The organism is Acinetobacter sp. CY73 (genome assembly GCF_059515865.1).
Genome location: NZ_JCAKMZ010000012.1, coordinates 1 through 23,675 on the forward strand (window position 1 = coordinate 1; position 23,675 = coordinate 23,675).

At 41.1% G+C, this 23,675-nt stretch carries 20 protein-coding genes and 1 tRNA gene; 19 read left to right on the forward strand and 2 right to left on the reverse strand.

Annotation, left to right across the window (positions count from 1 at the left end; genetic code table 11):
• The first annotated feature begins 5 nt into the window (after positions 1 to 5).
• The 12 genes from tuf to AC5YD2_RS07500 all read left to right on the forward strand — a co-directional run bounded on the left by tuf (position 6) and on the right by AC5YD2_RS07500 (position 14,823).
• Positions 6 to 1,196, forward strand: a complete 1,191-nt coding sequence (gene tuf, locus AC5YD2_RS07445; protein ID WP_496125792.1) for an elongation factor Tu — start codon at positions 6 to 8, stop codon at positions 1,194 to 1,196.
• A 46-nt stretch (positions 1,197 to 1,242) separates the two neighbouring features.
• Positions 1,243 to 1,318, forward strand: a tRNA-Trp gene (locus AC5YD2_RS07450).
• A gap of 76 nt (positions 1,319 to 1,394) precedes the next feature.
• The gene (gene secE, locus AC5YD2_RS07455) at positions 1,395 to 1,835 is read left to right on the forward strand and encodes a preprotein translocase subunit SecE (RefSeq protein ID WP_496125725.1); all 441 of its coding nucleotides are present in this window, start codon (positions 1,395 to 1,397) and stop codon (positions 1,833 to 1,835) included.
• Between the two features lie 7 nt (positions 1,836 to 1,842).
• Positions 1,843 to 2,376, forward strand: coding sequence for a transcription termination/antitermination protein NusG (gene nusG / locus AC5YD2_RS07460; protein WP_496125726.1), 534 nt, complete (start codon positions 1,843 to 1,845; stop codon positions 2,374 to 2,376).
• Positions 2,377 to 2,494: 118 nt separating this feature from the next.
• Positions 2,495 to 2,923, forward strand: a complete 429-nt coding sequence (gene rplK / locus AC5YD2_RS07465) for a 50S ribosomal protein L11 (protein ID WP_004868049.1) — start codon at positions 2,495 to 2,497, stop codon at positions 2,921 to 2,923.
• A 3-nt stretch (positions 2,924 to 2,926) separates the two neighbouring features.
• A complete protein-coding gene (rplA, locus tag AC5YD2_RS07470; protein ID WP_496125727.1) occupies positions 2,927 to 3,622 on the forward strand; it encodes a 50S ribosomal protein L1 in 696 nt (231 codons plus the stop codon).
• A 305-nt stretch (positions 3,623 to 3,927) separates the two neighbouring features.
• Positions 3,928 to 4,434 carry a 50S ribosomal protein L10 gene (gene rplJ, locus AC5YD2_RS07475; RefSeq protein ID WP_496125728.1) on the forward strand — a complete coding sequence of 169 codons (507 nt, stop codon included), beginning with the start codon at positions 3,928 to 3,930 and terminating at the stop codon, positions 4,432 to 4,434.
• A 48-nt stretch (positions 4,435 to 4,482) separates the two neighbouring features.
• Positions 4,483 to 4,848, forward strand: coding sequence for a 50S ribosomal protein L7/L12 (gene rplL, locus AC5YD2_RS07480; protein ID WP_496125729.1), 366 nt, complete (start codon positions 4,483 to 4,485; stop codon positions 4,846 to 4,848).
• A 305-nt stretch (positions 4,849 to 5,153) separates the two neighbouring features.
• Positions 5,154 to 9,242, forward strand: coding sequence for a DNA-directed RNA polymerase subunit beta (gene rpoB, locus AC5YD2_RS07485; protein ID WP_496125730.1), 4,089 nt, complete (start codon positions 5,154 to 5,156; stop codon positions 9,240 to 9,242).
• 153 nt (positions 9,243 to 9,395) lie between these two features.
• On the forward strand, positions 9,396 to 13,589 hold the full coding sequence (gene rpoC, locus AC5YD2_RS07490) for a DNA-directed RNA polymerase subunit beta' (RefSeq protein WP_496125731.1): 4,194 nt from the start codon (positions 9,396 to 9,398) through the stop codon (positions 13,587 to 13,589).
• 188 nt (positions 13,590 to 13,777) lie between these two features.
• Entirely contained in the window at positions 13,778 to 14,344 is a 567-nt protein-coding gene (locus AC5YD2_RS07495) for a hypothetical protein (RefSeq protein WP_496125732.1), read from the forward strand.
• Between the two features lie 122 nt (positions 14,345 to 14,466).
• On the forward strand, positions 14,467 to 14,823 hold the full coding sequence (locus tag AC5YD2_RS07500; protein ID WP_496125733.1) for a YMGG-like glycine zipper-containing protein: 357 nt from the start codon (positions 14,467 to 14,469) through the stop codon (positions 14,821 to 14,823).
• Between the two features lie 59 nt (positions 14,824 to 14,882).
• Here the strand turns inward: AC5YD2_RS07500 and AC5YD2_RS07505 are convergent, their stop codons facing one another.
• The gene (locus AC5YD2_RS07505; RefSeq protein ID WP_496125734.1) at positions 14,883 to 15,371 is read right to left on the reverse strand and encodes a PaaI family thioesterase; all 489 of its coding nucleotides are present in this window, start codon (positions 15,369 to 15,371) and stop codon (positions 14,883 to 14,885) included.
• A 124-nt stretch (positions 15,372 to 15,495) separates the two neighbouring features.
• On the opposite strand from AC5YD2_RS07505, the gene AC5YD2_RS07510 reads away from it, so the two are divergent.
• The 6 genes from AC5YD2_RS07510 (at position 15,496) to AC5YD2_RS07535 (ending at position 21,588) form a co-directional block, all read left to right on the forward strand.
• A complete protein-coding gene (locus tag AC5YD2_RS07510) occupies positions 15,496 to 16,368 on the forward strand; it encodes an alpha/beta fold hydrolase (RefSeq protein ID WP_496125735.1) in 873 nt (290 codons plus the stop codon).
• Positions 16,369 to 16,467: 99 nt separating this feature from the next.
• Complete coding sequence (locus AC5YD2_RS07515) at positions 16,468 to 17,838, forward strand: Na+/H+ antiporter family protein (RefSeq protein ID WP_496125736.1); 1,371 nt, start codon at positions 16,468 to 16,470, stop codon at positions 17,836 to 17,838.
• 299 nt (positions 17,839 to 18,137) lie between these two features.
• Positions 18,138 to 18,755 (forward strand): OmpW/AlkL family protein, encoded by a 618-nt coding sequence (locus AC5YD2_RS07520; protein ID WP_496125737.1) that lies wholly within the window; start codon positions 18,138 to 18,140, stop codon positions 18,753 to 18,755.
• Between the two features lie 172 nt (positions 18,756 to 18,927).
• Entirely contained in the window at positions 18,928 to 19,275 is a 348-nt protein-coding gene (locus tag AC5YD2_RS07525; protein WP_496125738.1) for a lysozyme inhibitor LprI family protein, read from the forward strand.
• Between the two features lie 127 nt (positions 19,276 to 19,402).
• Complete coding sequence (htpG, locus tag AC5YD2_RS07530; RefSeq protein ID WP_496125739.1) at positions 19,403 to 21,322, forward strand: molecular chaperone HtpG; 1,920 nt, start codon at positions 19,403 to 19,405, stop codon at positions 21,320 to 21,322.
• A gap of 95 nt (positions 21,323 to 21,417) precedes the next feature.
• Positions 21,418 to 21,588, forward strand: coding sequence for a hypothetical protein (locus tag AC5YD2_RS07535; RefSeq protein ID WP_496125740.1), 171 nt, complete (start codon positions 21,418 to 21,420; stop codon positions 21,586 to 21,588).
• Between the two features lie 104 nt (positions 21,589 to 21,692).
• Here the strand turns inward: AC5YD2_RS07535 and AC5YD2_RS07540 are convergent, their stop codons facing one another.
• Positions 21,693 to 22,913, reverse strand: coding sequence for a hypothetical protein (locus AC5YD2_RS07540; protein ID WP_496125741.1), 1,221 nt, complete (start codon positions 22,911 to 22,913; stop codon positions 21,693 to 21,695).
• Positions 22,914 to 23,466: 553 nt separating this feature from the next.
• Between AC5YD2_RS07540 and AC5YD2_RS07545 the strand changes: the two genes are divergently transcribed.
• Positions 23,467 to 23,667 (forward strand): dodecin family protein, encoded by a 201-nt coding sequence (locus AC5YD2_RS07545; protein WP_496125742.1) that lies wholly within the window; start codon positions 23,467 to 23,469, stop codon positions 23,665 to 23,667.
• Positions 23,668 to 23,675 lie beyond the last annotated feature (8 nt).

A 23,675-nucleotide genomic window follows, 5' to 3' on the forward strand; every position in this document is an offset into this window, starting at 1 on the left:
ATCTCATGGCTAAGGCTAAGTTTGAACGTAATAAGCCACACGTTAACGTGGGCACAATTGGTCACGTCGACCATGGTAAAACAACTTTAACAGCTGCAATTGCAACTGTTTGTGCAAAAACTTTTGGTGGTGAAGCGAAAGACTACGCTGCAATTGACTCTGCACCTGAAGAAAAAGCACGTGGTATTACGATTAATACTTCACACGTTGAGTATGACTCAGTTATTCGTCACTACGCACACGTAGACTGCCCAGGTCACGCCGATTATGTTAAGAACATGATTACTGGTGCTGCTCAGATGGATGGTGCGATCCTTGTGTGTGCTGCGACTGATGGTCCAATGCCACAAACTCGTGAACACATCCTTCTTTCTCGTCAGGTAGGTGTACCTTACATCGTTGTATTCTTAAACAAATGCGACCTTGTTGATGACGAAGAGCTTCTTGAACTCGTTGAAATGGAAGTTCGTGAACTTCTTTCTACTTATGACTTCCCTGGTGATGATACTCCAATCATCCGTGGTTCTGCTCTTCTTGCACTTAACGGTGACCAAGGTCAATACGGCGAGCCAGCTGTTGTTGCTCTTGTTGAAGCGCTTGACTCTTACATTCCAGAGCCAGAACGTGCAATCGATAAAGCATTCCTTATGCCAATCGAAGACGTATTCTCAATCTCAGGTCGTGGTACAGTAGTGACTGGCCGTGTTGAGTCTGGTATCGTTAAAGTAGGCGAGTCTGTTGAAATCGTTGGTATCCGTGATACACAAGTAACGACAGTTACTGGTGTTGAAATGTTCCGTAAATTGCTTGACGAAGGTCGTGCTGGCGAGAACTGTGGTGTACTTCTACGTGGTACTAAACGTGAAGACGTTCAACGTGGTCAAGTATTGACTAAACCAGGTGCGATCAAACCGCACACTAAATTCGATGCAGAAGTATACGTACTTTCTAAAGAAGAAGGTGGTCGTCATACTCCATTCCTTAACGGTTACCGTCCACAGTTCTACTTCCGTACAACTGACGTAACTGGCGCGATCTCTCTTCAAGAAGGCGTTGAAATGGTTATGCCTGGTGACAACGTAGAAATGTCAGTAGAATTAATCCACCCAATCGCAATGGACCCAGGTCTACGTTTTGCGATCCGTGAAGGTGGTCGTACTGTTGGTGCTGGTGTTGTTGCTAAAGTAACTGCATAATCGTTATGATATTAAAACCGAGGGTTTCGATTCTCGGTTTTGTTATAGGTCAGTAGTTCAATTGGTAGAGCGTCGGTCTCCAAAACCGAATGTTGGGGGTTCGAGTCCCTCCTGGCCTGCCAGATATTTTTAAAAAAAAGCTTGATGCTGGCTCAACTGGTCATATAATAAGTCGCGAATCCTACGACGAGTACAAAAATGTCGAATGATAAATCGCGTGACGCATTAAGCGAAGCGCCAATACCTCAAAGAAACAATTCCGCTGAAGTCGTTCAATCTGGTTCGCCAATTGACGTGGTTTTATGGATTATTGCATTAGTATTATTTGCTGCTGCACTCATGGTAAATCAACAACTTCCAGCATATTGGGCACCGGCGAATAATGTCTGGGTGCGCGTTGGGGTAATTTTGGCTTGTATCGTTGGGGCTTTAGGTTTATTATACGCCACCCATCAAGGCAAAGGCTTTGTTCGTTTGTTGAAAGATGCGCGTATCGAATTACGTCGTGTTATTTGGCCAACAAAGCAAGAAACAGTGACCGCCTCTTGGCAAGTTTTACTTGTTGTAGTTATAACAGCCGTAGGTTTATGGTGTTTTGATTACATTATAGGCTGGTTGATGAAGTTAATTATCGGGTAAATAAGCTATGAAACGTTGGTACATTATTCATGCCTATTCAGGCTATGAAAAACAAGTGATGCGTTCGCTTAATGATCGAATCCAGCGTAGCGCTGTTGCTGATAGCTTTGGTGAAGTCCTTGTCCCTACTGAAGAAGTAGTGGAAATGAAGGATGGTAAGAAACGTAAGTCAGAGCGTAAATTCTTTCCAGGCTATGTGTTAGTCGAAATGGAAATGAATGATGATACTTGGCACATCGTTAAAGAGTGTCCAAAAGTCCTCGGTTTTATTGGTGGTACTGCTGAAAAGCCTGCTCCAATTACGCAAAAAGAAGCTGATGCGATTCTTGCGCGTGTACGCAATACGGGTGAAGCACCACGTCCTAAGACGATGTTTGAACCAGGCGAAGAATTATTGGTTACAGATGGTCCTTTCACAGACTTTAAGGGTGTTGTGGAAGAAGTTCTGTACGAAAAGTCACGTTTAACGTTGACGATTAATGTATTTAATCGTCCAACGCAAGTTGAATTGGAATTTCGTCAAGTCGAAAAATCAATCTAATTTGCATTGGATCGAGAACGCCCGATTTGTGATGAGTCGGGCATTGTTGTTGTAACGGTATCGTTACTTAATATATTGGGGAGCCTTCATCGGCGTTTGCACCCAGAGGTAATTTGAAATGGCTAAGAAGATTGACGGCTATATCAAGCTGCAAGTTCCAGCTGGTAAAGCGAATCCATCTCCACCGATTGGTCCTGCACTAGGTCAACGTGGTGTTAACATCATGGCGTTCTGTAAAGAATTCAATGCTGCTACACAAAAAGTTGAAGCTGGTCTTCCAATTCCAGTCGTGATCACTGTGTACAACGACAAGTCGTTCACATTCATCATGAAAACGCCTCCTGCTGCTATTCTTCTTAAGAAAGCTGCTGGTATCCAAAAGGGTTCAGCTGTACCTAACAAAACTAAAGTTGGTAAGTTAACTCGTGCTCAACTAGAAGAAATTGCGACTACTAAAGAACCAGATTTAACTGGTGCTGATTTAGACGCACGTGTACGTACCATTGCTGGTTCTGCGCGTTCTATGGGCTTGGAAGTGGAGCTTTAAGACATGGCTAAATTAACTAAACGTCAAAAAGCGATTGTTGCTGCTGTAGAAGCGCACAAAGTTTACACGCTAGAAGAAGCAGTTGCAGTTTTAGAGAGCCTTCCAGCTCCTAAATTCAAAGAATCTTTGGATATCGCTGTAAACCTTGGTGTTGATCCACGTAAATCTGATCAGGTTGTTCGTGGCGCGACTACACTTCCTGCAGGTACTGGTAAAACTGTACGTGTAGCTGTATTTGCTCAAGGTGCTGCTGCTGAAGCTGCTAAAGCTGAAGGCGCAGATGTTGTTGGTTTTGATGATCTTGCTGAGAGCATCCAAGCTGGTAACCTTGACTTCGACGTTGTGATTGCTGCTCCAGATGCAATGCGCGTTGTTGGTAAATTAGGTACAATCCTTGGTCCACGTGGCTTAATGCCAAACCCGAAAGTGGGTACTGTAACTCCTGACGTTGCGACTGCAGTTAAAAATGCAAAAGCTGGTCAAGCTCGTTACCGCGTAGACAAAGCTGGTATCATCCATGCTGCGATTGGTCAAGTAGGTTTCACTGCTGAAGCTGTTCGTTCAAACGTTGAAGCGTTGGTTGCTGATTTGAAAAGATTAAAACCTGCTACTTCTAAAGGCGTATACATCCAAAAGATCACTTTGAGCTCAACTATGGGTCCTGGTCTTACTGTTGATGTAGCTAACGTTTCTAAATAAGTCTCGACTTACTTACAGAATTTTAAAGCCCTGAGTAAGTTTTAAAGCACTGCTTTGAAACTTACGCAAGAAACGCTCCGTCGTATTTTGCAGACTTAGGCAAACTTTGAATTGATAAATTTAGTTTATCAGCGTCAAAGACCTCGGGCGAGGCGGGTTCTTAGGAGCTCGCTTCTTAAAAGTCCAGTCCGAGTAGACGCGGTGGTGTGATTTTGTTCCTCCTCCGCGTGTAAATCTAGCGATAGATTTACGAATTGGGAGTGTGCTTCGCGTAAGCACATAAATCACCGTTAGGAGGTTTTACAATGGCTCTTCTTATCGAAGGCAAAAAACAGATCGTAGCGGAAGTAACTGAAGTTGCTTCTACTGCATTTGCTGCTGTTGTTGCTGACTACCAAGGTTTAACTGTTGAGCAATTAACTGCTCTACGTGTTGAAGCTCGTAAACTAGGTGTTGCTACTCGTGTAGTTCGTAACACTTTGGCTAAACGTGCTCTTCAAGATACTCAATTTAATATCTTGAATGACAACCTTGTTGGCCCAACAATTTTAGCTTTCTCGACTTCTGCTGATGACATGGGTGCTGCTGCACGCTTGTTCGAAGAATTCGCTAAAACTAATAAAGCATTTGAACTTAAAGCTGCTGCATTTGATGGCAAGGTTTATCAAGGTGCTGAAGTTAGCGTTATCGCTAATCTTCCAAACCAAGAGAAAGCGCTTACTATGCTTGCAAACGTTCTTCAAGCTCCTATTTCGAAATTGGGTCGCTTACTTACAGCGCTCAACGAGAAAAACGAGTCAGAAGCTGCTTAAGCTCAACACTCATTTCACACCATTCAATACCCATTTGGAGTTACTCTCATGGCTTTAACAAACGAAGAAATCCTAAACGCAGTTGCTGAAAAAACTGTTCTTGAACTTGTTGAACTTATTTCTGCTTTCGAAGAAAAATTCAATGTATCTGCTGCTGCTGTAGCTGTAGCTGCAGGTCCTGCTGCTGCTGCTGCTGAAGAGCAATCAGAATTCAACGTTGAGTTGACTTCTTTCGGCGCGAACAAAGTTGCTGTAATTAAAGCAGTTCGTGAAGTTACTGGTCTTGGCTTGAAAGAAGCTAAAGACATGGTTGAAGGCGCTCCTGCTATTCTTAAAGAAGGTATTTCTAAAGAAGAAGCTGAAGAACTTAAGAAAAAACTTGAAGAAACTGGTGCTACAATTACTGTTAAGTAATTTCACCAGGGGTCAGATTTTAAATTGACCCCGAAAAATGGCTGATGGCTCTTGGGTCATCAGCCTTTTTGCGTTACAATAATCGGCTCGATTTTTGTTAACTTAATGTAAAATTCATCAAAAATTAACATTATTAAATAAAATCAAATGCTTACCAATATTTTTCCATGTTTAAAAATATTGTTAAGCGTTTTAATACCACTGAAAATTGCAGCATTTGAACAAGGTGGTGGTCATATCGACCTACGTAATTCCTTCTAAACCCGTTCTGCAGGCGGGTTTAGTTTACTTTCCGAGGACTCCAGATGGCATACTCATATACCGAAAAGAAACGGATCCGTAAGAATTTTGGTAAATTGCCGAGTGTGATGGATGCTCCGTACTTGCTTTCGATTCAGGTCGACTCGTATAGAACATTCCTTCAAGACGGCAAAACACCAAAAAACCGCGAAGATATCGGTCTCCAAGCCGCATTTCGTTCAGTTTTTCCAATCGAAAGCTATTCTGGAAATGCTGCTTTAGAATTCGTTGAGTATAGCCTTGGTAAACCAGAGTTTGATGTTCGCGAATGTATTCTTCGTGGCTCGACTTATGCGGCACCAATGCGCGTAAAAATTCGTCTGATCATTAAAGATCGCGAAACGAAATCTATCAAAGACGTACGCGAACAAGAAGTGTACATGGGTGAAATGCCACTCATGACACAGAACGGTACCTTTGTTATTAACGGTACTGAGCGTGTAATCGTATCTCAATTACACCGTTCACCTGGTGTGTTCTTTGATCATGATAAAGGCAAAACGCATTCAAGCGGTAAAGTGCTTTATTCAGCTCGTATCATTCCTTACCGTGGTTCATGGTTAGACTTTGAGTTCGATGCCAAAGATCTAGTTTACGTTCGTATTGACCGTCGTCGTAAATTGCTTGCGACCGTTGTTCTACGTGCGTTGAATTATACAAATGAACAAATCCTAGACATGTTCTATGAAAAAGTTCCTGTATATCTAGACATGGGTAGTTACCAAATTGACCTTGTGCCTGAACGTCTGCGTGGCGAAATGGCTCAATTTGACATTCTTGATGCTGACGGCAAAGCGATTGTTGAGCAAGGTAAACGTATCAATGCGCGTCACGTACGTCAAATGGAAGCTGCTGGCTTAACGAAGCTTGCTGTTCCTGATGAGTACTTGTACGAACGCATTATTGCTGAAGACGTTAAGCTTCATAATGGCGACGTGATTGCAGCAAACACAGTATTAAGCCATGAAATCATGGTGAAATTGGCTGAAGGTGGCGTTAAACAATTCAACGTACTTTATACCAATGACATCGATCATGGTTCATTCATTGCAGATTCACTTCGTGCTGATACGACTTCGGGTCGTGAAGAAGCGTTGGTAGAAATCTACAAAGTCATGCGTCCAGGTGAGCCACCAACCAAAGAAGCTGCAGAAAACTTGTTTAATAACTTGTTCTTCTCTTCTGAGCGTTATGACTTGTCTCCAGTCGGTCGTATGAAGTTTAACCGTCGTTTGGGTCGTCCTTACGAAGTGGGTACGGATCAGAAGTCTCGTGAAGTTGAAGGTATTCTTTCTAACGAAGATATCATTGATGTATTGAAAACTTTGGTTGAAATCCGTAACGGTAAAGGCGAAGTCGACGATATCGATCACTTGGGTAACCGTCGTGTTCGTTCTGTTGGTGAAATGACAGAAAACCAATTCCGTGTGGGTCTAGTTCGTGTTGAACGTGCGGTTAAAGAGCGTTTAAGCCAAGCTGAAACAGATAACTTGTCTCCACAAGATTTGATCAACGCGAAGCCGGTGGCTGCTGCAATCAAAGAATTCTTTGGTTCAAGCCAATTGTCTCAGTTCATGGACCAAAACAACCCATTGTCTGAAATCACGCATAAACGTCGTGTATCAGCACTTGGACCTGGTGGTTTGACACGTGAGCGTGCGGGCTTTGAAGTACGTGACGTACATCAAACGCATTATGGTCGTGTATGTCCAATTGAGACACCTGAGGGACCAAACATTGGTTTGATCAACTCATTGTCTGTTTATGCGAAAGCAAACAATTTCGGTTTCTTGGAAACACCGTACCGTAAAGTGGTTGACGGTCGTGTAACCATGGACATCGAATATTTATCTGCAATTGAAGAAGTGGGTACTGTCATTGCACAGGCCGATTCTGCAATGGATAAAGATGGCAATTTGACAGAAGAGGTTGTATCTGTACGTCATCAAGGTGACTTCGTACGTATGCCGCCTGAAAAAGTAACGCATATGGATGTATCTGCTCAGCAGGTTGTTTCTGTCGCTGCGTCACTGATTCCGTTCCTTGAACACGATGATGCAAACCGTGCATTGATGGGTTCAAACATGCAACGTCAGGCTGTGCCTACGTTAATCGCTGACAAACCACTCGTAGGTACGGGTATGGAAGCGAACGTAGCGCATGACTCTGGTGTATGTGTGATCGCGGGTCGTGGTGGTCGTATTGAATACGTAGATGCTTCTCGTGTTGTTATCCGTGTCAACGAAGATGAAATGATCGCTGGTGAAGCTGGTGTAGATATATACAACTTGATCAAATACACCCGCTCGAACCAAAACACCTGTATTAACCAAAAAGTTCTTGTGAACATTGGTGATAAAGTAGGTCGTGGCGATGTATTGGCTGATGGTCCATCGACAGATGGCGGTGAGCTTGCATTGGGTCAGAACATGCGTGTCGCGTTCATGACTTGGAACGGTTACAACTATGAAGACTCGATTTTATTATCTGAACGTGTTCTTCAAGAAGATCGCTTAACTTCGATTCATATTCAAGAATTGTCATGTGTCGCACGTGATACTAAGTTGGGCGCAGAAGAAATTACTGCCGATATTCCTAACGTAGGTGAAGCTGCATTATCGAAACTTGATGAATCAGGTATCGTTTATATCGGTGCTGAAGTTTCTGCCGGTGACATTCTTGTTGGTAAAGTAACGCCTAAGGGTGAAACGCAATTGACACCAGAAGAAAAATTGCTTCGTGCAATCTTCGGTGAAAAAGCGGCTGACGTAAAAGATTCATCTTTACGTGTATCTTCATCTGTGAAAGGTACAGTGATTGATGTTCAAGTCTTTACACGCGATGGCATTGAGAAAGATGAACGTGCTCAAGCTATTGAGAAAGCTCAACTAGATGCATACCGTAAAGATTTGAAAGAAGAATACAAAATCTTTGAAGAAGCTGCGCGTGAACGTATTATCCGTTTACTAAACGGTCAAGAATCTAACGGTGGCGGTACAACGAGACGTGGTGACAAGCTCAATGATGCATTGTTGTCAGGTTTAGAGCTTGTTGACTTGTTGGAAATCCAACCTGTGGATGAAGCGATTGCTGAACGTTTAAGTCAAATTCAAGTGTTCTTGAAAGAGAAGAGCCTTGAAATTGATGAGAAATTTGCTGAGAAAAAACGCAAACTTTCGACAGGTGATGAACTGACAACTGGCGTATTGAAAGTTGTTAAAGTTTACTTGGCTGTAAAACGTCGCATCCAACCGGGTGATAAAATGGCGGGTCGTCATGGGAACAAGGGTGTTGTATCAAACATCTTACCCGTAGAAGACATGCCACATGACGCGAATGGTGTTCCTGTTGATATCGTGTTAAACCCACTGGGTGTACCATCACGTATGAACGTGGGTCAGATTCTCGAAACTCACTTGGGTATGGCGGCTAAAGGTCTTGGCGATAAAATCGACAAGATGATGCAAGAGCAACGTACAGTCCTTGAACTTCGTGAATTCTTAGACAAGATTTACAACAAAGTTGGTGGCGAGCAAGAAGATCTTGATAGCTTAACTGATGATGAAATCTTAAAACTTTCTGGCAACTTACGTGCTGGTGTTCCTTTAGCGACACCTGTATTTGATGGTGCTGAAGAGTCACAAATTAAAGACTTATTAGAACTTGGTGGTCTGTCACGTACTGGTCAAACAGTATTGTATGATGGTCGCACAGGTGAGCGTTTTGACCGTCCTGTAACTGTGGGTTACATGTACATGTTGAAACTGAACCACTTGGTAGACGACAAAATGCATGCGCGTTCTACTGGTTCTTACTCTCTAGTGACGCAACAGCCATTGGGTGGTAAAGCTCAATTCGGTGGTCAGCGTTTCGGTGAGATGGAAGTCTGGGCACTAGAAGCATATGGCGCAGCGTATACGCTCCAAGAAATGCTGACTGTGAAGTCGGATGACGTTGAAGGTCGTACTCGTATCTACAAAAACATCGTAGATGGTAACCATTTCATGGATCCAGGTATGCCTGAATCGTTCAACGTATTGACCAAAGAGATCCGTTCTTTAGGTATCAACATTGAACTGAAAAATGGTGACTAAGACTCTCCATTAAATCTCCCTAAATGCCTCTTTGAAAAAGAGGGACTTCCCCCTTAACAAAGGGGGGACTGAGGGGGATTTAAATTCAGTTAAAAAACAATATTTGTGACCCAGTTGTTGAGTGAAAATCTCCACAACACACGGAGAAAAAAATTGAAAGACTTGCTCGATATCATGCGCAAAAAGACGGATTCAGACGGTCATGCTCCTGTAGAGTTTGACCGCATCCGTATTGGTCTTGCATCACCAGAAATGATTAAGTCATGGTCTCATGGTGAAGTTAAAAAGCCTGAAACCATTAACTATCGTACGTTCAAGCCAGAACGCGATGGTCTATTCTGTGCCAAAATCTTTGGTCCAGTCAAAGATTACGAATGCTTGTGCGGTAAATACAAGCGTATGAAATACAAAGGCGTCATTTGTGAAAAATGTGGCGTTGAAGTAACAACTGCGAAAGTTCGTCGTGAGCGTATGGGTCATATTGACCTTGCATCACCTGTTGCGCACATTTGGTTCTTGAAATCATTACCATCTCGTATCGGTCTATTATTAGACATGACCTTACGTGATATTGAACGTGTATTGTATTTCGAATCTTATGTGGTTACTGACCCTGGTATGACTCCATTTGAGAAATACCAACTTCTGAACGATGAAGAATATTTCAATGCTTTAGAAGAGCACGGTGATGAATTCACTGCGAAAATGGGTGCTGAAGCGATTCAAGATTTGTTGAAAGACATCGATCTTGAAAATGAGATTTCTCGTTTACGTGAAGAAATTCCAAACACAACTTCAGAAACGAAGCTTAAAAAAGCATCGAAACGTTTGAAGTTGATGGAAGCGTTCAAAGAATCGAACAACAAACCAGAATGGATGGTGTTGACTGTACTTCCAGTTCTTCCACCAGATCTTCGTCCGTTGGTTCCTCTTGAAGGTGGTCGTTTCGCAACGTCTGACTTGAACGATCTTTACCGTCGTGTAATTAACCGTAACAACCGTTTAAAACGTCTTCTTGACCTTGCGGCTCCAGACATTATCGTACGTAACGAAAAACGTATGTTGCAAGAGTCTGTAGATGCATTGCTTGATAACGGTCGTCGTGGTCGCGCAATCACAGGTTCGAACAAACGTCCTCTTAAATCTTTGGCAGATATGATCAAAGGTAAACAAGGTCGTTTCCGTCAAAACTTGTTGGGTAAACGTGTCGATTATTCAGGTCGTTCGGTGATTACTGTAGGTCCTACTTTACGTCTTCACCAATGTGGTCTTCCGAAGAAAATGGCACTTGAATTATTCAAGCCATTCATTTTCGCTAAACTACAAGCATCTGGCCAAGCAACCACCATTAAAGCTGCAAAGAAAATGGTTGAGCGCGAAACCCCAGAAGTTTGGGATGTTCTTGCATCTGTCATTCGTCAACATCCAGTGATGTTGAACCGTGCGCCAACACTTCACCGTTTAGGTCTTCAAGCATTTGAACCGACCTTGATTGAAGGTAAAGCGATCCGTCTTCATCCGTTAGTTTGTGCGGCATTTAACGCCGACTTCGACGGTGACCAAATGGCGGTACACGTTCCATTAACACTCGAAGCTCAATTAGAAGCTCGTGCGTTAATGATGTCGACCAACAACATCTTGTCTCCAGCGAACGGTGAGCCAATCATCGTACCTTCTCAGGACGTTGTCTTGGGCTTGTATTACATCTCTCGTGATGCGATCAATGTCAAAGGTGAAGGCATGGTGTTCGCGGATACGCACGAAGTAAACCGTGCACTTGCGACGGGTCAAGTGGATCTACATGCTCGCGTAAAAGCGCGTGTTCATCAAACTGTGATCGATGACAACGGCAATAGAGAGCAACAAACAATTATCGTGGATACAACTCCAGGTCGTTGTTTGCTCTGGGAAGTTGTGCCTGAAGGCTTAAGCTTCGATATGATCAACCTTGAGATGACCAAAAAGAACATCTCTAAGTTAATCAACTCTTGCTACCGTAAATTAGGTCTTAAAGATACGGTTATCTTCGCTGACCAATTGATGTACTTAGGTTTCCGTCAAGCGACACGTTCAGGCGTATCGGTGGGTATGGAAGACATGGTGATTCCACCTGCTAAATACGCCATTATTGAAAAAGCTGAAGTTGAAGTACGTGAAATTGAACAACAGTTCGAACAAGGTTTCGTAACTGCGGGTGAGCGTTATAACAAAGTTGTCGATATTTGGGCGCGTACAAATGACCAAGTCGCGAAAGCGATGATGGATAACTTGTCTTTCACTACTGTTAAAAATAAACAGGGTGAAGATGAGAAGCAAAAATCATTCAACTCGATCTACATGATGTCTGACTCAGGTGCCCGTGGTTCGGCAGCTCAGATTCGTCAGTTAGCGGGTATGCGTGGTTTGATGGCGAAACCAGATGGCTCGATCATTGAAACACCAATTAAAGCAAACTTCCGTGAAGGTTTGACAGTACTTCAGTACTTCATTTCAACACACGGTGCGCGTAAAGGTTTGGCCGATACAGCATTGAAAACTGCGAACTCGGGTTACTTGACGCGTCGTCTTGTAGACGTAGCACAAGATTTGGTGATTACTGAACCAGATTGCGGTACTTTAGACGGTCTTGTTATGACTCCGTTTATTCAAGGCGGCGATGTAATCGAAAACCTTGGTGCTCGAGTATTGGGTCGTGTACTTGCTGAAGATGCGAAGAAACCAGGTTCTGATGAAGTTGTTCTTCCACGTAACACGTTGATTGACGAAAAACTTGCTAACTTCCTAGAAGATAGCGGTGTCGATGAAGTGAAAGTACGTTCAGTTGTCAACTGTGCATCTACTTTCGGCGTATGTGCGAAATGTTATGGTCGTGACCTTGCTCGCGGTCACTTGGTGAACCCAGGTGAATCAGTGGGTGTAATGGCTGCTCAATCCATTGGTGAGCCAGGTACACAGTTAACCATGCGTACGTTCCACGTGGGTGGTGCTGCGAGCCGAACGTCTGCTGCAAACAGCGTACAAGTTCGTAACGGTGGTGCGGTACGTTTCCATAACGTGAAAACTGTACAACACGCGAAAGGGCACTTGGTTTCTGTTTCTCGTTCTGGTGAAATCGGTATTACCGATGATATCGGTCGTGAGCGTGAACGCTATAAACTTCCTTATGGTGCGTCTATCTTGCTTAAAGATGGCGAATCAATTGAAGCAGGTGGTATCGTCGCGACTTGGGATCCGCATACACATCCATTGGTTACAGAAGTTGCAGGTAAAGTACGTTTCAGCCAAATCGCTGACGGCGTAACTGCAACCTCTAAAACTGATGATGCAACAGGTATGACGACTGTTGAAATCCTTCCTGTAACGGCTCGTCCTGCTTCAGGTAAAGATTTACGTCCAGCGGTTGTGTTAGACACAACTGATGGCGGTGAACAGTTCTACTTCTTACCACAAAATACGATTGTGACTGTCCGTGATGGCGAAACAATTGGTGTGGGTGATGTTATTGGTCGTGTTCCACAAGAAACTTCACGTACTCGTGATATTACCGGTGGTCTTCCACGCGTAGCGGATTTATTTGAAGCACGTAAACCGAAAGAGCATGCAATTCTTGCTGAAATTTCAGGTGTCGTGAGCTTCGGTAAAGAGACTAAAGGTAAAAACCGTCTTGTGATTACGCCGACAGATGGCTCTGAAATTTATGAAGAGCTTATTCCTAAGTGGCGTACGATTAACGTGTTCGAAGGCGAGCATGTGAACCGTGGTGAGACGATTTCTGATGGTCCACAGAACCCGCACGATATTTTACGTTTGAAAGGCGAAGTTGCGCTTACAAACTACATCGTGAATGAAGTGCAAGACGTATACCGTCTGCAAGGTGTAAAAATCAACGACAAGCATATTGAAGTCATCGTACGTCAAATGCTTCGTAAAGTTGATATCACTGATGGCGGTGATACAAGCTTCATCAAAGGCGAACAAGTGGATTACATCCGTGTTGTTGGCGAAAACCAAGCTGTACTTGCTCAGAACAAGTTCCCAGCGAAGTTTGAACGTCAATTGATGGGTATCACCAAAGCATCACTTTCTACTGACTCGTTCATTTCTGCCGCATCGTTCCAGGAAACAACACGTGTGTTAACTGAAGCGGCTGTAACAGGTAAAGAAGATGAATTACGTGGCTTGAAAGAGAACGTGGTTGTAGGTCGTTTGATCCCAGCGGGTACAGGTTTGGCTTACCATCTTGAGCGTCGTCGTCAAGAAGCAGAAGCTGCAGAATACGAATTGGTCAATGACTTCTCTGAAGTAGACCAAGCATTCTCTCAAGCATTAAACGAAGATCAATTCTAAGTTTAACTTGAAATAAAAAAGCCACCTTCGGGTGGCTTTTTTATACGAAAATTTAGGGCTAAAAATACTGAATTGAAATGTGAAAGATAAAGCTTTATTTATGACGGATTATTTCCTATATTAAAAAAAGGTTTTTAAAAATAAACATTTTTGCTTATCAATCTTTAAAATTATATGGGGTTATATCGATGAATCATTCAACTCGTGTGTTGTCTCTGGGTTTACTAACACTGGTTTCAAGCTTTGTCACAGCCAAACCCATGCCAAACTCGATTATTGTAGATGATAAAGCCGTTGTACCTGTCGTTAAAACACAGATCATTCGTAGAGTTGAAGGGCAAGAGCCTGTTCGTACAGTGACTGCAACGATTTTTGAATTGACTAATCAAGGCAAAGATATCGTTGCTCGTGATATTGAGCTGCAAGATAAAGAAGGAACCTTCTCTGAAAAACAAATGTCAAATCCTGTCATTAAGCAGGGCAGTGTTATCGTACCGACATCTAAAATTGAATTGACTAGAAAAATTACCCAAGATGGTGAATTGATTGGTGAGAAGAAAACAGTTGATGCTGCTGGTGTGGAAATTAAAAAAGATGGTGAACTGATTCGTCGAGAGTTACAACTTGAGCAAATCAGCAATAAACAAGCTCAAGAAAAAGTAACGCATGCTGTTGCTAAAGAAAGTGGTGTTACTACGAGAGATATTGTGATTTTTGGTGAAACCCAAGATGCTACTGATAAAAATAATGATTAAGTGAATGCTATTCAATTTTACAAAAATAGCTCAAATGTATTGGATTGGATAACATGATGCTTTAATTGCATACACAGAAAGTAGGTATGATCAAATCAAACTGCTAGGACAAGGATTTAATCATGAAAAAATTAGCAAGTATCGTTGCTGTTGCAACCATTTCAAGCTTTTTGTTAGCGGGCTGTGAAAGTATGTCACCATCGCAACAACGCGTTGGTGCTGCTGCACTAGGTGGTGCAATTGGTGGTGGTGTCGGTAACAATGTCGGAGGTGGCGTTGGTGCTACACTGGGCGGTGGTGCAGGTGCTGCTGTCGGAAGTAAAACGCAGAGTGGATCAGATCGTAATGCAACGTATAGTGGTGTAGGTGGTGCTGTAGGTTCAGCGATTGGCAAAAGCATTTTTGGTGGTAACTCTGGTGCAGCGATCGGTGGTGCAATTGGTGGTGGCGCAGGCGCTGCAATTGAGCAAAAACGTTAAGCATTTCAGGCTAAGCTTAAATGTGATTTTGAAAAAAGCGCTTGATATAAGCGCTTTTTTTATTTGAAACGACTGCCATGCGCTTTCTTTCTACGGATGTAAAGGGTTTTACTGACCTTGGCCACACGCGAACCTGATTCATCTAAAATATTGATTTCATAGTTGCGATATACCGGTGCAAAATTATCTGCTAATGCCTTAATGGTATTGATCTCTTCAGCATTTAATCGAAAATCAGCATAGACGGTACTCCGACCCGGTGTTAAAAATTCGATATTAGCGGCTTTATCCCAAACTATATATTTAGACCCTAAATGATGCATCAACAATGACATATAAAATGGATCAACCATGGCATATAAACTGCCACCAAAATGAACACCTACAATATTTTTGTTGTGTCGGGTGAGTGGCATTTTGACGCGAATGTGATAATTTTTAAGATCAAGTTTATCAATCACAATACCCGCACCTTGAAAAGGTGCAAAATGATTAAACATATATTTAGAAATAAACGGGATTGTCGCCAACTTTTTTAAAATACTCATTACGGTCAATTTTTTTTATGGCATGAAATTGCATACTAAATTAGAAAAAATATCCTGACATTGATCAAAGTGCCCTAGAGCCGTATTTTATTGGTCAATAATAATACAATAAGGAAGCCGCATTATGCAATTTGAATCGCACTGGATTAGTACCCAAGATCAACAAAAACTTTATGCTAAAACATGGGGTCATCCATCTAAACCCGCTTTGGTTTTAGTTCACGGATACCCTGATAATCAGGAGGTTTGGGAGCTGATCATCGCTCATTTAATTCAAGACTTCTATGTGGTGACTTATGATGTAAGAGGGGCGGGTCAATCTAGTGTTCCCAAACGCATAAAAGCGTACACATTAGCGCAATTATCGCTTGATTTTGAAAGTGTTGTGAATTCGTTACTTCCTAAGCGTTCGTTTCATGTAGCAGCCCATGACTGGGGTTCTATTCAAACTTGGGAGTCGGTGACAGAAGCTAAATTTAAAAATCGAATTTTGTCCTATACCACGATTTCAGGGCCTTGTTTGGATCATGCGGCTTTTTGGATGAGAGAACAGTTTAAGCACCAAAAGCCAAAATTCTTTAAACAATTGATCAAGTCTTGGTATATCGTTTTATTCCAATTGCCTATTGTGGCTCCAACCCTGTGGAATTTTTTAAATCCAGATCGTTGGGAGAAAATTTTTGAAATCTTAGAAGATGCCAAAGGTTTACCTGTTAACCAAAATATTTCTCAAGATGGTGAGCATGGTGTCGCATTGTATAGAGCGAACTTTATTCCTCGTTTAACAATGCCTCGACAGCGCAATGCAATTTGTCCAGTGCAAGCAGTTGTGTTAAAACGTGATAAATACGTCAGTCCAGAATTAATTGATGAAATTCCAAAATGGGTGGAGTCTTTTGAACGTGTAGAAGTGGATGCAAATCATTGGGCAGTGCTAAGCCATTCGGAAGAAATCGCCAGTTATATTCAGAAATTTGCGCAAAAAAATCATAGCTAATTCCAATATATTTTAGCGATTAATGACGTTTAGATAACTGGAGTAATTTTATCTTTAAACTCTGATAAAATGCTCCTTTTTCTTATAATCAAAATTCCTATGTTCGCAATTCTTGCTGCCATTGGGGTCATGTTTGGCCTATCTTTGGCTCGTGTACCTGTGGTTTTTGCCCTGATCATCGGTGCGGTTACAGGCGGTCTTTTAGCTGGGTTAGGTCTTCAAGGAACAATGGAAGCTTTCAATGGTGGTTTGGGTAAAGGTGCTCAAATTGCATTGGCTTATGGTGTTCTTGGTGCCTTTGCACTGACTTTAGCGCGTTCAGGTTTGCCTGACTTATTGGCTTATAAATTGGTCACGATGTTGAAAGGCAAAGGTGATCTTAAAGCGCAAAATCGTGTCAAATATCTGATTTTTGTGACCGTCGCTGTTGCTGCGATTTGTTCACAGAACGTGATTCCGGTGCATATTGCTTTTATTCCAGTCTTGATTCCACCATTACTTAGCGTATTTAACCATCTTAAATTGGACCGTCGTCTGATTGCGTGTGTGCTCACGTTTGGTTTGGTTGCAACCTATATGTTGGTTCCATTTGGGTTCGGTGCGATTTTCCTGAATGATATTTTAGGTCAAAACATCAATACTTTTGGTGCGCCATTGGGTTTTAACATTACTTATGACCAAATTCCATCGGCAATGGCTCTCCCTGTGTTTGGCATGTTTATTGGTTTACTCATTGCGATTTTCTTTACTTATCGTAAACCTCGTGAATATGAAGAGCTAAAAGTTGAGAGTACTCAAAAAACCATTTCTGGGGAATTGAATGACGAGTCTGGGCCTGCACAACCCAAAGTGGCTCAATTTACGATTCTCATGGCGATCATTGCTGTAGTTGTGACCTTATGGGTTCAGGTTGAATCTGAGTCAATGATTCTTGCAGGCTTAGTCGGGGTTGCAATTTTAAGCTGCGCAGGCATTTTCAAGTGGAAAGAAGCCGATGATGTGATTATCACGGGTATGCGCATGATGGCGTTGGTTGGGTTTATCATGATTGCTGCGCAAGGTTTTGCTGCTGTGATTTCAGCCACAGGTCAAGTACCTACTCTGGTTGAAGCATCTGTACAGTGGATTGGTGATAGCCAAGGCTTAGCTGCATTTTGGATGTTATTGATTGGTCTATTGATCACTTTAGGGATTGGATCTTCTTTCTCAACTGTTCCTATTTTGGCGATTATTTACGTGCCTTTGTGCCTTCAATTTGGTTTTAGTCCAGCTGCAACCATTGCGATTATCGGGACTGCTGCTGCGCTAGGTGATGCGGGTTCTCCAGCTTCAGACTCCACTTTAGGTCCAACTTCTGGATTAAATATGGATGGTCAACATGATCATATGAAAGACAGCGTGATTCCGACCTTTATTCATTACAACATTCCTTTAATGATTTTTGGTTGGATTGCTGCGATGATCCTTTAATCAACATTTGATCAATATAAAAAGGCGATATATATCGCCTTTTTCTTATTTTAATTCGTATTAAAAAGGTTGGGTTTAGATTTATTTAATAATAAGATCTCCTTAATTTCAATAATATTATAAGTTAATAATAAAACCAACTAAATTAGTATAATTAATTAAATATTTATAAATATCAATTGTATATAAATATTGATAGATTGTTTTATTTAATGCTATTGCATATTAAGTCGATCAATGTTTATTATTGTTTTAAATATTTATTTAAATAGTAATATTCTTCCAGAGGTTAATTTAAAATGTTAAAGCAAGTTGCTCTCGTTGCGTTAATGGGTCTTTCTGCATCTGCAATGGCAGGTCAATGGCAAGTTAAGTTAGGTGGATCAGCAGTTGCGCCTACTCAAGAATCAAATGTAAATTCATTGGTTGGCCCAATTACTGTTGAGGCTGATAGTGAGTTGGCATTTACCCCATCGGTAGAATATTTCTTTAATGATAATTTTTCTGCAGAATTACTTTTAGCTACGCCGATTAATCATGATGTAGATGTAACAGCGGCAGGAGCAAATATCGCTGGTGTTAAATTAAAGCATTTGCCACCAACATTGACTGCAAAATACAACTTTAAAAACTCTACAGGGTTCACACCTTATATTGGTGTAGGTGCTACAGCATTTATTCCTTGGGATGAAGAAACTTCAGGTGCTTTAGCTGGCACAACAGTAAAAGTTAAAGAAGATTTTGGATACGCAGGTCAAATCGGTTTTAATTTCCAACCTGCTGATGCTAAAAATTGGGGCGTATTTGCAGATGTACGTTATGCAGATTTAAATCCAAAAGTTGAAACAGCTGTTGGTAATTTCAAGTTAGATATCGATCCAGTGATTTATACTTTGGGTTATAGCTACAAATTCTAAGTTCTATTTAGAGCTTGAAAAACCTTATCGAAAGATAAGGTTTTTTTTTGACAGTCCATTTTTAAGAATTTGGGGGGCATTAAAAGAGCTTCGAATATTAATGTGAACAATTTTACCATTTCTTTGATTTTATAAAGGCAGTAAGCTGTTTATAAGTCATGGGTAAAATAGAATGAAAAAAAATCTAAGCATTGGCATCGTTTTGACAGCTTTAATATTTATGGTGGAGTCCCATGCAGCAAGTTTTAACTGTTCCAAAGCACAAACAGGCACAGAACAACGCATTTGTAACACTCTGAGTTTGAATGATGCAGATGTGAAAATGGTGACTACTTATAATATTGTACGTCGTTTAGTCCCGATGGGAACACGTTCTGAGATTCGTTCAGAACAAGTACGTTGGTTGGAATTGAGAGATCAATGCCAAGATAATACTGAATGTTTGAAGCATGTGTATGAGATGCGCCAGCAGAAATTAGAAATGTATATGGATAGAGTCTATAAGCAGGGTCCATTTTAAGATCGATCAAATTTTATCGATCTCATGCTTTATGCTAATTTTTTTATCTATAGCTATTGAAAAATCAAGAAGTCACTCCATTCATTATGCATAAGTAAAATTGATGCTTAATTTTAAGGAGTGATTCATGAGCGAGAGCAGTACACAAAAGCATAGTTTCCAAGCAGAAGTAGCCCAACTATTACATTTAGTGACGCATTCTCTCTATTCAAACCCTGAAATTTTCCTACGTGAATTGATCTCAAATGCTTCGGATGCATGTGACAAATTACGTTTTGAAGGGATCAACCATCCTGAATATTATGAAAATGACTCTGAACTTCATGTTCGTGTCACTTTAGATAAAGAAAACAAGACCATCACCATTTCTGATAATGGAATTGGTTTAAGCCAACAAGAAGCGATTAATAATCTTGGTACGATTGCGAAATCGGGGACCAAAGACTTTATGTCTAAATTGAGCGGAGATCAAAAATCTGATGCTCAGTTGATTGGTCAGTTTGGTGTAGGCTTCTACTCGGGCTTCATCGTTGCGGATAAAATTACCGTTGAATCTCGACGTGCTGGAACAGATGCATCTGAAGGTGTGCGCTGGATCAGTGGGGGTACAGGGGATTTCGAAGTTGCTCAAATTGAAAAAGCTTCACGTGGAACAGATATCATTCTGCATTTACGTGATGATGCTTTAGATTATTTAGAGTCTTATAAAGTTAAGCAAATCATCAATAAATACTCTGACCACATCAGCTTGCCCATTGAAATGCAAAAAGAAGTTTGGCAGCAAGAAGAAGCTGCTGAAGGTGAGGAAGCAAAACCTGGTCAGTATGTGAAGACCGATGAATGGGAAGCCATCAACTCTGCGAGCGCACTTTGGACACGTAACAAAAGTGAAGTGACTGAAGAGCAGTACGTTGAGTTTTATAAGAACCTGAGTCATGACTATGAAGCCCCATTGGCTTGGGCACATAACCGTGTTGAAGGTAGCACTGAATATACGCAATTACTCTACATTCCAAGTAAAGCACCGCACAATATTTTCACACGTGAAGCAAAAGCAGGCATCAAACTGTATGTCAAACGCGTGTTCATTATGGATGATGCAGATAACTTGATTCCGAACTATTTGCGTTTTGTGCAAGGTGTTGTAGATAGTGCAGACCTGCCACTCAACGTCAGTCGTGAATTACTGCAAGAAAGCCGTGATGTAAAAACCATTCGTGAGGGGAATGCGCGTCGTATCTTGACGACTTTAGATGCTTTAGCAAAATCAGAAGATGAAGCAGATCAAGAAAAGTTCAAAAAATTCTATGCTGAGTTTGGTTCTGTGATCAAAGAAGGTTTAGGCGAAGACATGGGTAACCGTGATCGTATCTTAAAACTTTTACGCTTCTCAACTTCAACCAATGATGATGTGACGACGTCTTTAACTGCTTATAAAGAAGCAATGAAAGAAGGTCAGAAAGCCATTTACTATGTGACTGCTGATAGTCTAGTTGCAGCGAAGAACTCACCACAACTTGAATTATTCAAGAAAAAAGGCATCGAAGTTTTATTGATGGCTGATCGCGTTGATGAGTGGGCGATGGAATTCGTCCATGAGTTTGATGGCGTACCAATGCAGAACGTGTCTAAAGGTGCTGTTGATCTAGGGGATCTACAAGATGCTGAAGAGAAGAAGGCACTTGAAGCTGCGGCAGAACAGTTTAAGCCTGTGGTTGAGAAGCTGTCTGAGTCACTTAAGGATAAAACCAAAGAAGTACGTGTGACAACACGTTTGGTTGATTCACCAGCGTGCTTGGTCACTAGTGATGGCGAATTGTCTCCGCAGTTGATTCGTATGCTGAAACAAGCAGGTCAGGCTGTTCCTGAAAGTAAGCCCATTCTTGAAATTAACCCTGAACATCCGTTGGTGAAAAAACTTGAAGGTTCAGCTCAGTTTGATGATCTAGCCAATGTGATCTTTGATCAAGCAGTGATTGCAGAGGGTGGTCTACCTGAAGATCCTGCGAGTTATTTAAAACGAATCAATAGTTTGTTATTAAAATAATCTGAATCAATAAGAAACCTCCTTCGGGAGGTTTTTTTATTGGATATGATCGAATCGCATTTTTTGTTTTTAAATTTGCATCATCATTTCATGAAGTGGAACGTTCAATTAAGCCTATAGCGCAATATGATATTAATCCGTTCTCTGAACAACATCGCGTGTCATGGAATGATCGATTAAGTGAGACATTTTCGGATGCTGGAAAACTATTAATTGCAAAGGAAGACCGTATCAGAGCGAATGATGGAGTTTCAGTGATTCGATAATTGAATATGCGATTTGATCGAGATTTATTCGTAGTGTGATAAAAGCCCATAATGAGATGGGCTTTTTTTATAGTGTGCTATAACGTACGAGATATTTGCAAAAATTAAAAGATCGCTTCGAGTCGTACCAGCGCACGTGCATAGTGACTACGATCCTCACGACTATTGTTGTAATAGTTCAAGTCGCCTTGTACAAAGAACCATTCACGCCAAACAGGTTGACGCCATGATACAAACGGCCCCCAACTGTTAAGTCGCAAATCGTCGTTATTGTAATAACCACCTGTATAAATCCCATAGTTAAAAGTATTACCATGGAAAAATTGATGTTGGCGATAGGTGCGGTTATCCCAAGTCAAGTCATCCTCTAGTTCATCTGCATAAGTAAGATAAAACTGATTCGATAAAAAGGCTTCACCTGGTCGAGCATGGGTTAACTCTAGGTTAGTTCTCAGATAATTTTCGCTGTCGATTCCATAACGATAGAGTTGCTCTGCATGGAAGCTAAAATCATTGCTGAGTTCCCAATCTTTAGTGGCTTTAAGACGTGCGTAGATATCATCACCTGAACGGATACCAAGATCGGCATCCATATCAAATGGTAAAGATTTTGACAGTTGTGACCAACGGAGGGCAATAGAGCTATTGGCATCTCGTGTACGCTCTGAATCAAACTTTTTATCGGCAGCATTCGATGGGTTTTCATCTGTAATCGCCACATTATTTTCGATTTCATTGTCGAGAGAGTCATCACCAAAAACGATACTGACCTTTTTCTCTAAGGTGGGTAAATCAATTTTTCCTCGAATTCTTGGCTTAATTTCATAGCCATCGTGTTTATCCCAACGATTGTCAAAAATCACTCTTAAGGTCGCTTTAGCAGGATCGTTTGGATCGGTTTCACCAAACCAATGATCCATTTTTTGTGCAGTGCGATCGGCCCAATTGCGGATCGATTTTTGTTTACGATCTGCCCATGTTAAGTCTTCAGTCACAACAGTGTCTTGTAATATTCGATGATCGGATTGTTGAGGTAAAAAAGTAGGCGTCAAATCGATTACATGTGGAATCGATTGAAGTAAACCCCAACTTTGCTTGGCACGTTGATCGATGGTCTCAACATTGGAAAATGTCGATAATCCGTCTTCATTCACCTTTTTTTCTTTAAAAGAAAGGGGCGCTGTTTGTTGAGTCTCAACTATAGGTAGGGCTATATGCTGTGGTGAATCCTGATTATTCGCTAAAGCGTGTTGCATGGAAATCAAAGTAACTGCAAGCGTCAATATTGTTGGTTTAAAGGTTATTTTTTTGATCTTAATCATCATAATAAGTTCATGCTGAATGGTTGAATGAGGGGAATAATCCACATCAGATGAAGGATTTGTATTCTGTATAAAATTTAGGTTGCTTTATGGTTTTAACAAATTTTATGAAATGAATAAAGTTATTTTGAATCGTGTGAAAGATTCAAACTGTGATTCATTGATATCAATCAAGACAAGGCTGAATCCCAAGTTTTTTAAAAAATAGATTAATAACAACAGGATATTATTATTTATAAGGATTCTGTGTGAAAAATAGGCATAAAAAAGCCTCCAAATATGGAGGCTTTTTTATCTTATAGAATAAGAAAAATAAATCAAAGAAATTACAGCGCGAGTAATTTGATAAACCAATTCTAAATCAAAATAACCGTTTGAAAGACATCATTTATGCAACGCTGTATTCTATTTCTGTAGTCTTGTATACAGGCGATCTACATGGATGAGAGGATTGTATTTTATCTGTAATTTTACTTTGTATAATTTTTAATCATGCGTTCTTTTTCAGGGATGAGGCATAAGATAAAAATTCACATTTTTAAAAGAGTACAGGGAAATGGCAATTGCAAAAGTCGTTGAAGTAAATTCAAGTAGTACCAAAAGTTTTGAAGATGCAATTCAGTCTGGAATTGCAAAAGTAACAGAAACGGTGAAAAACGTCCAAGGGGCTTGGATCAATGAGCAAAAAGTCATTATTAAAGAAGATAAAATTGTAGAGTATCGCGTTAATCTTAAAATTAGTTTTTTGGTCGACTAGGGTAAGGA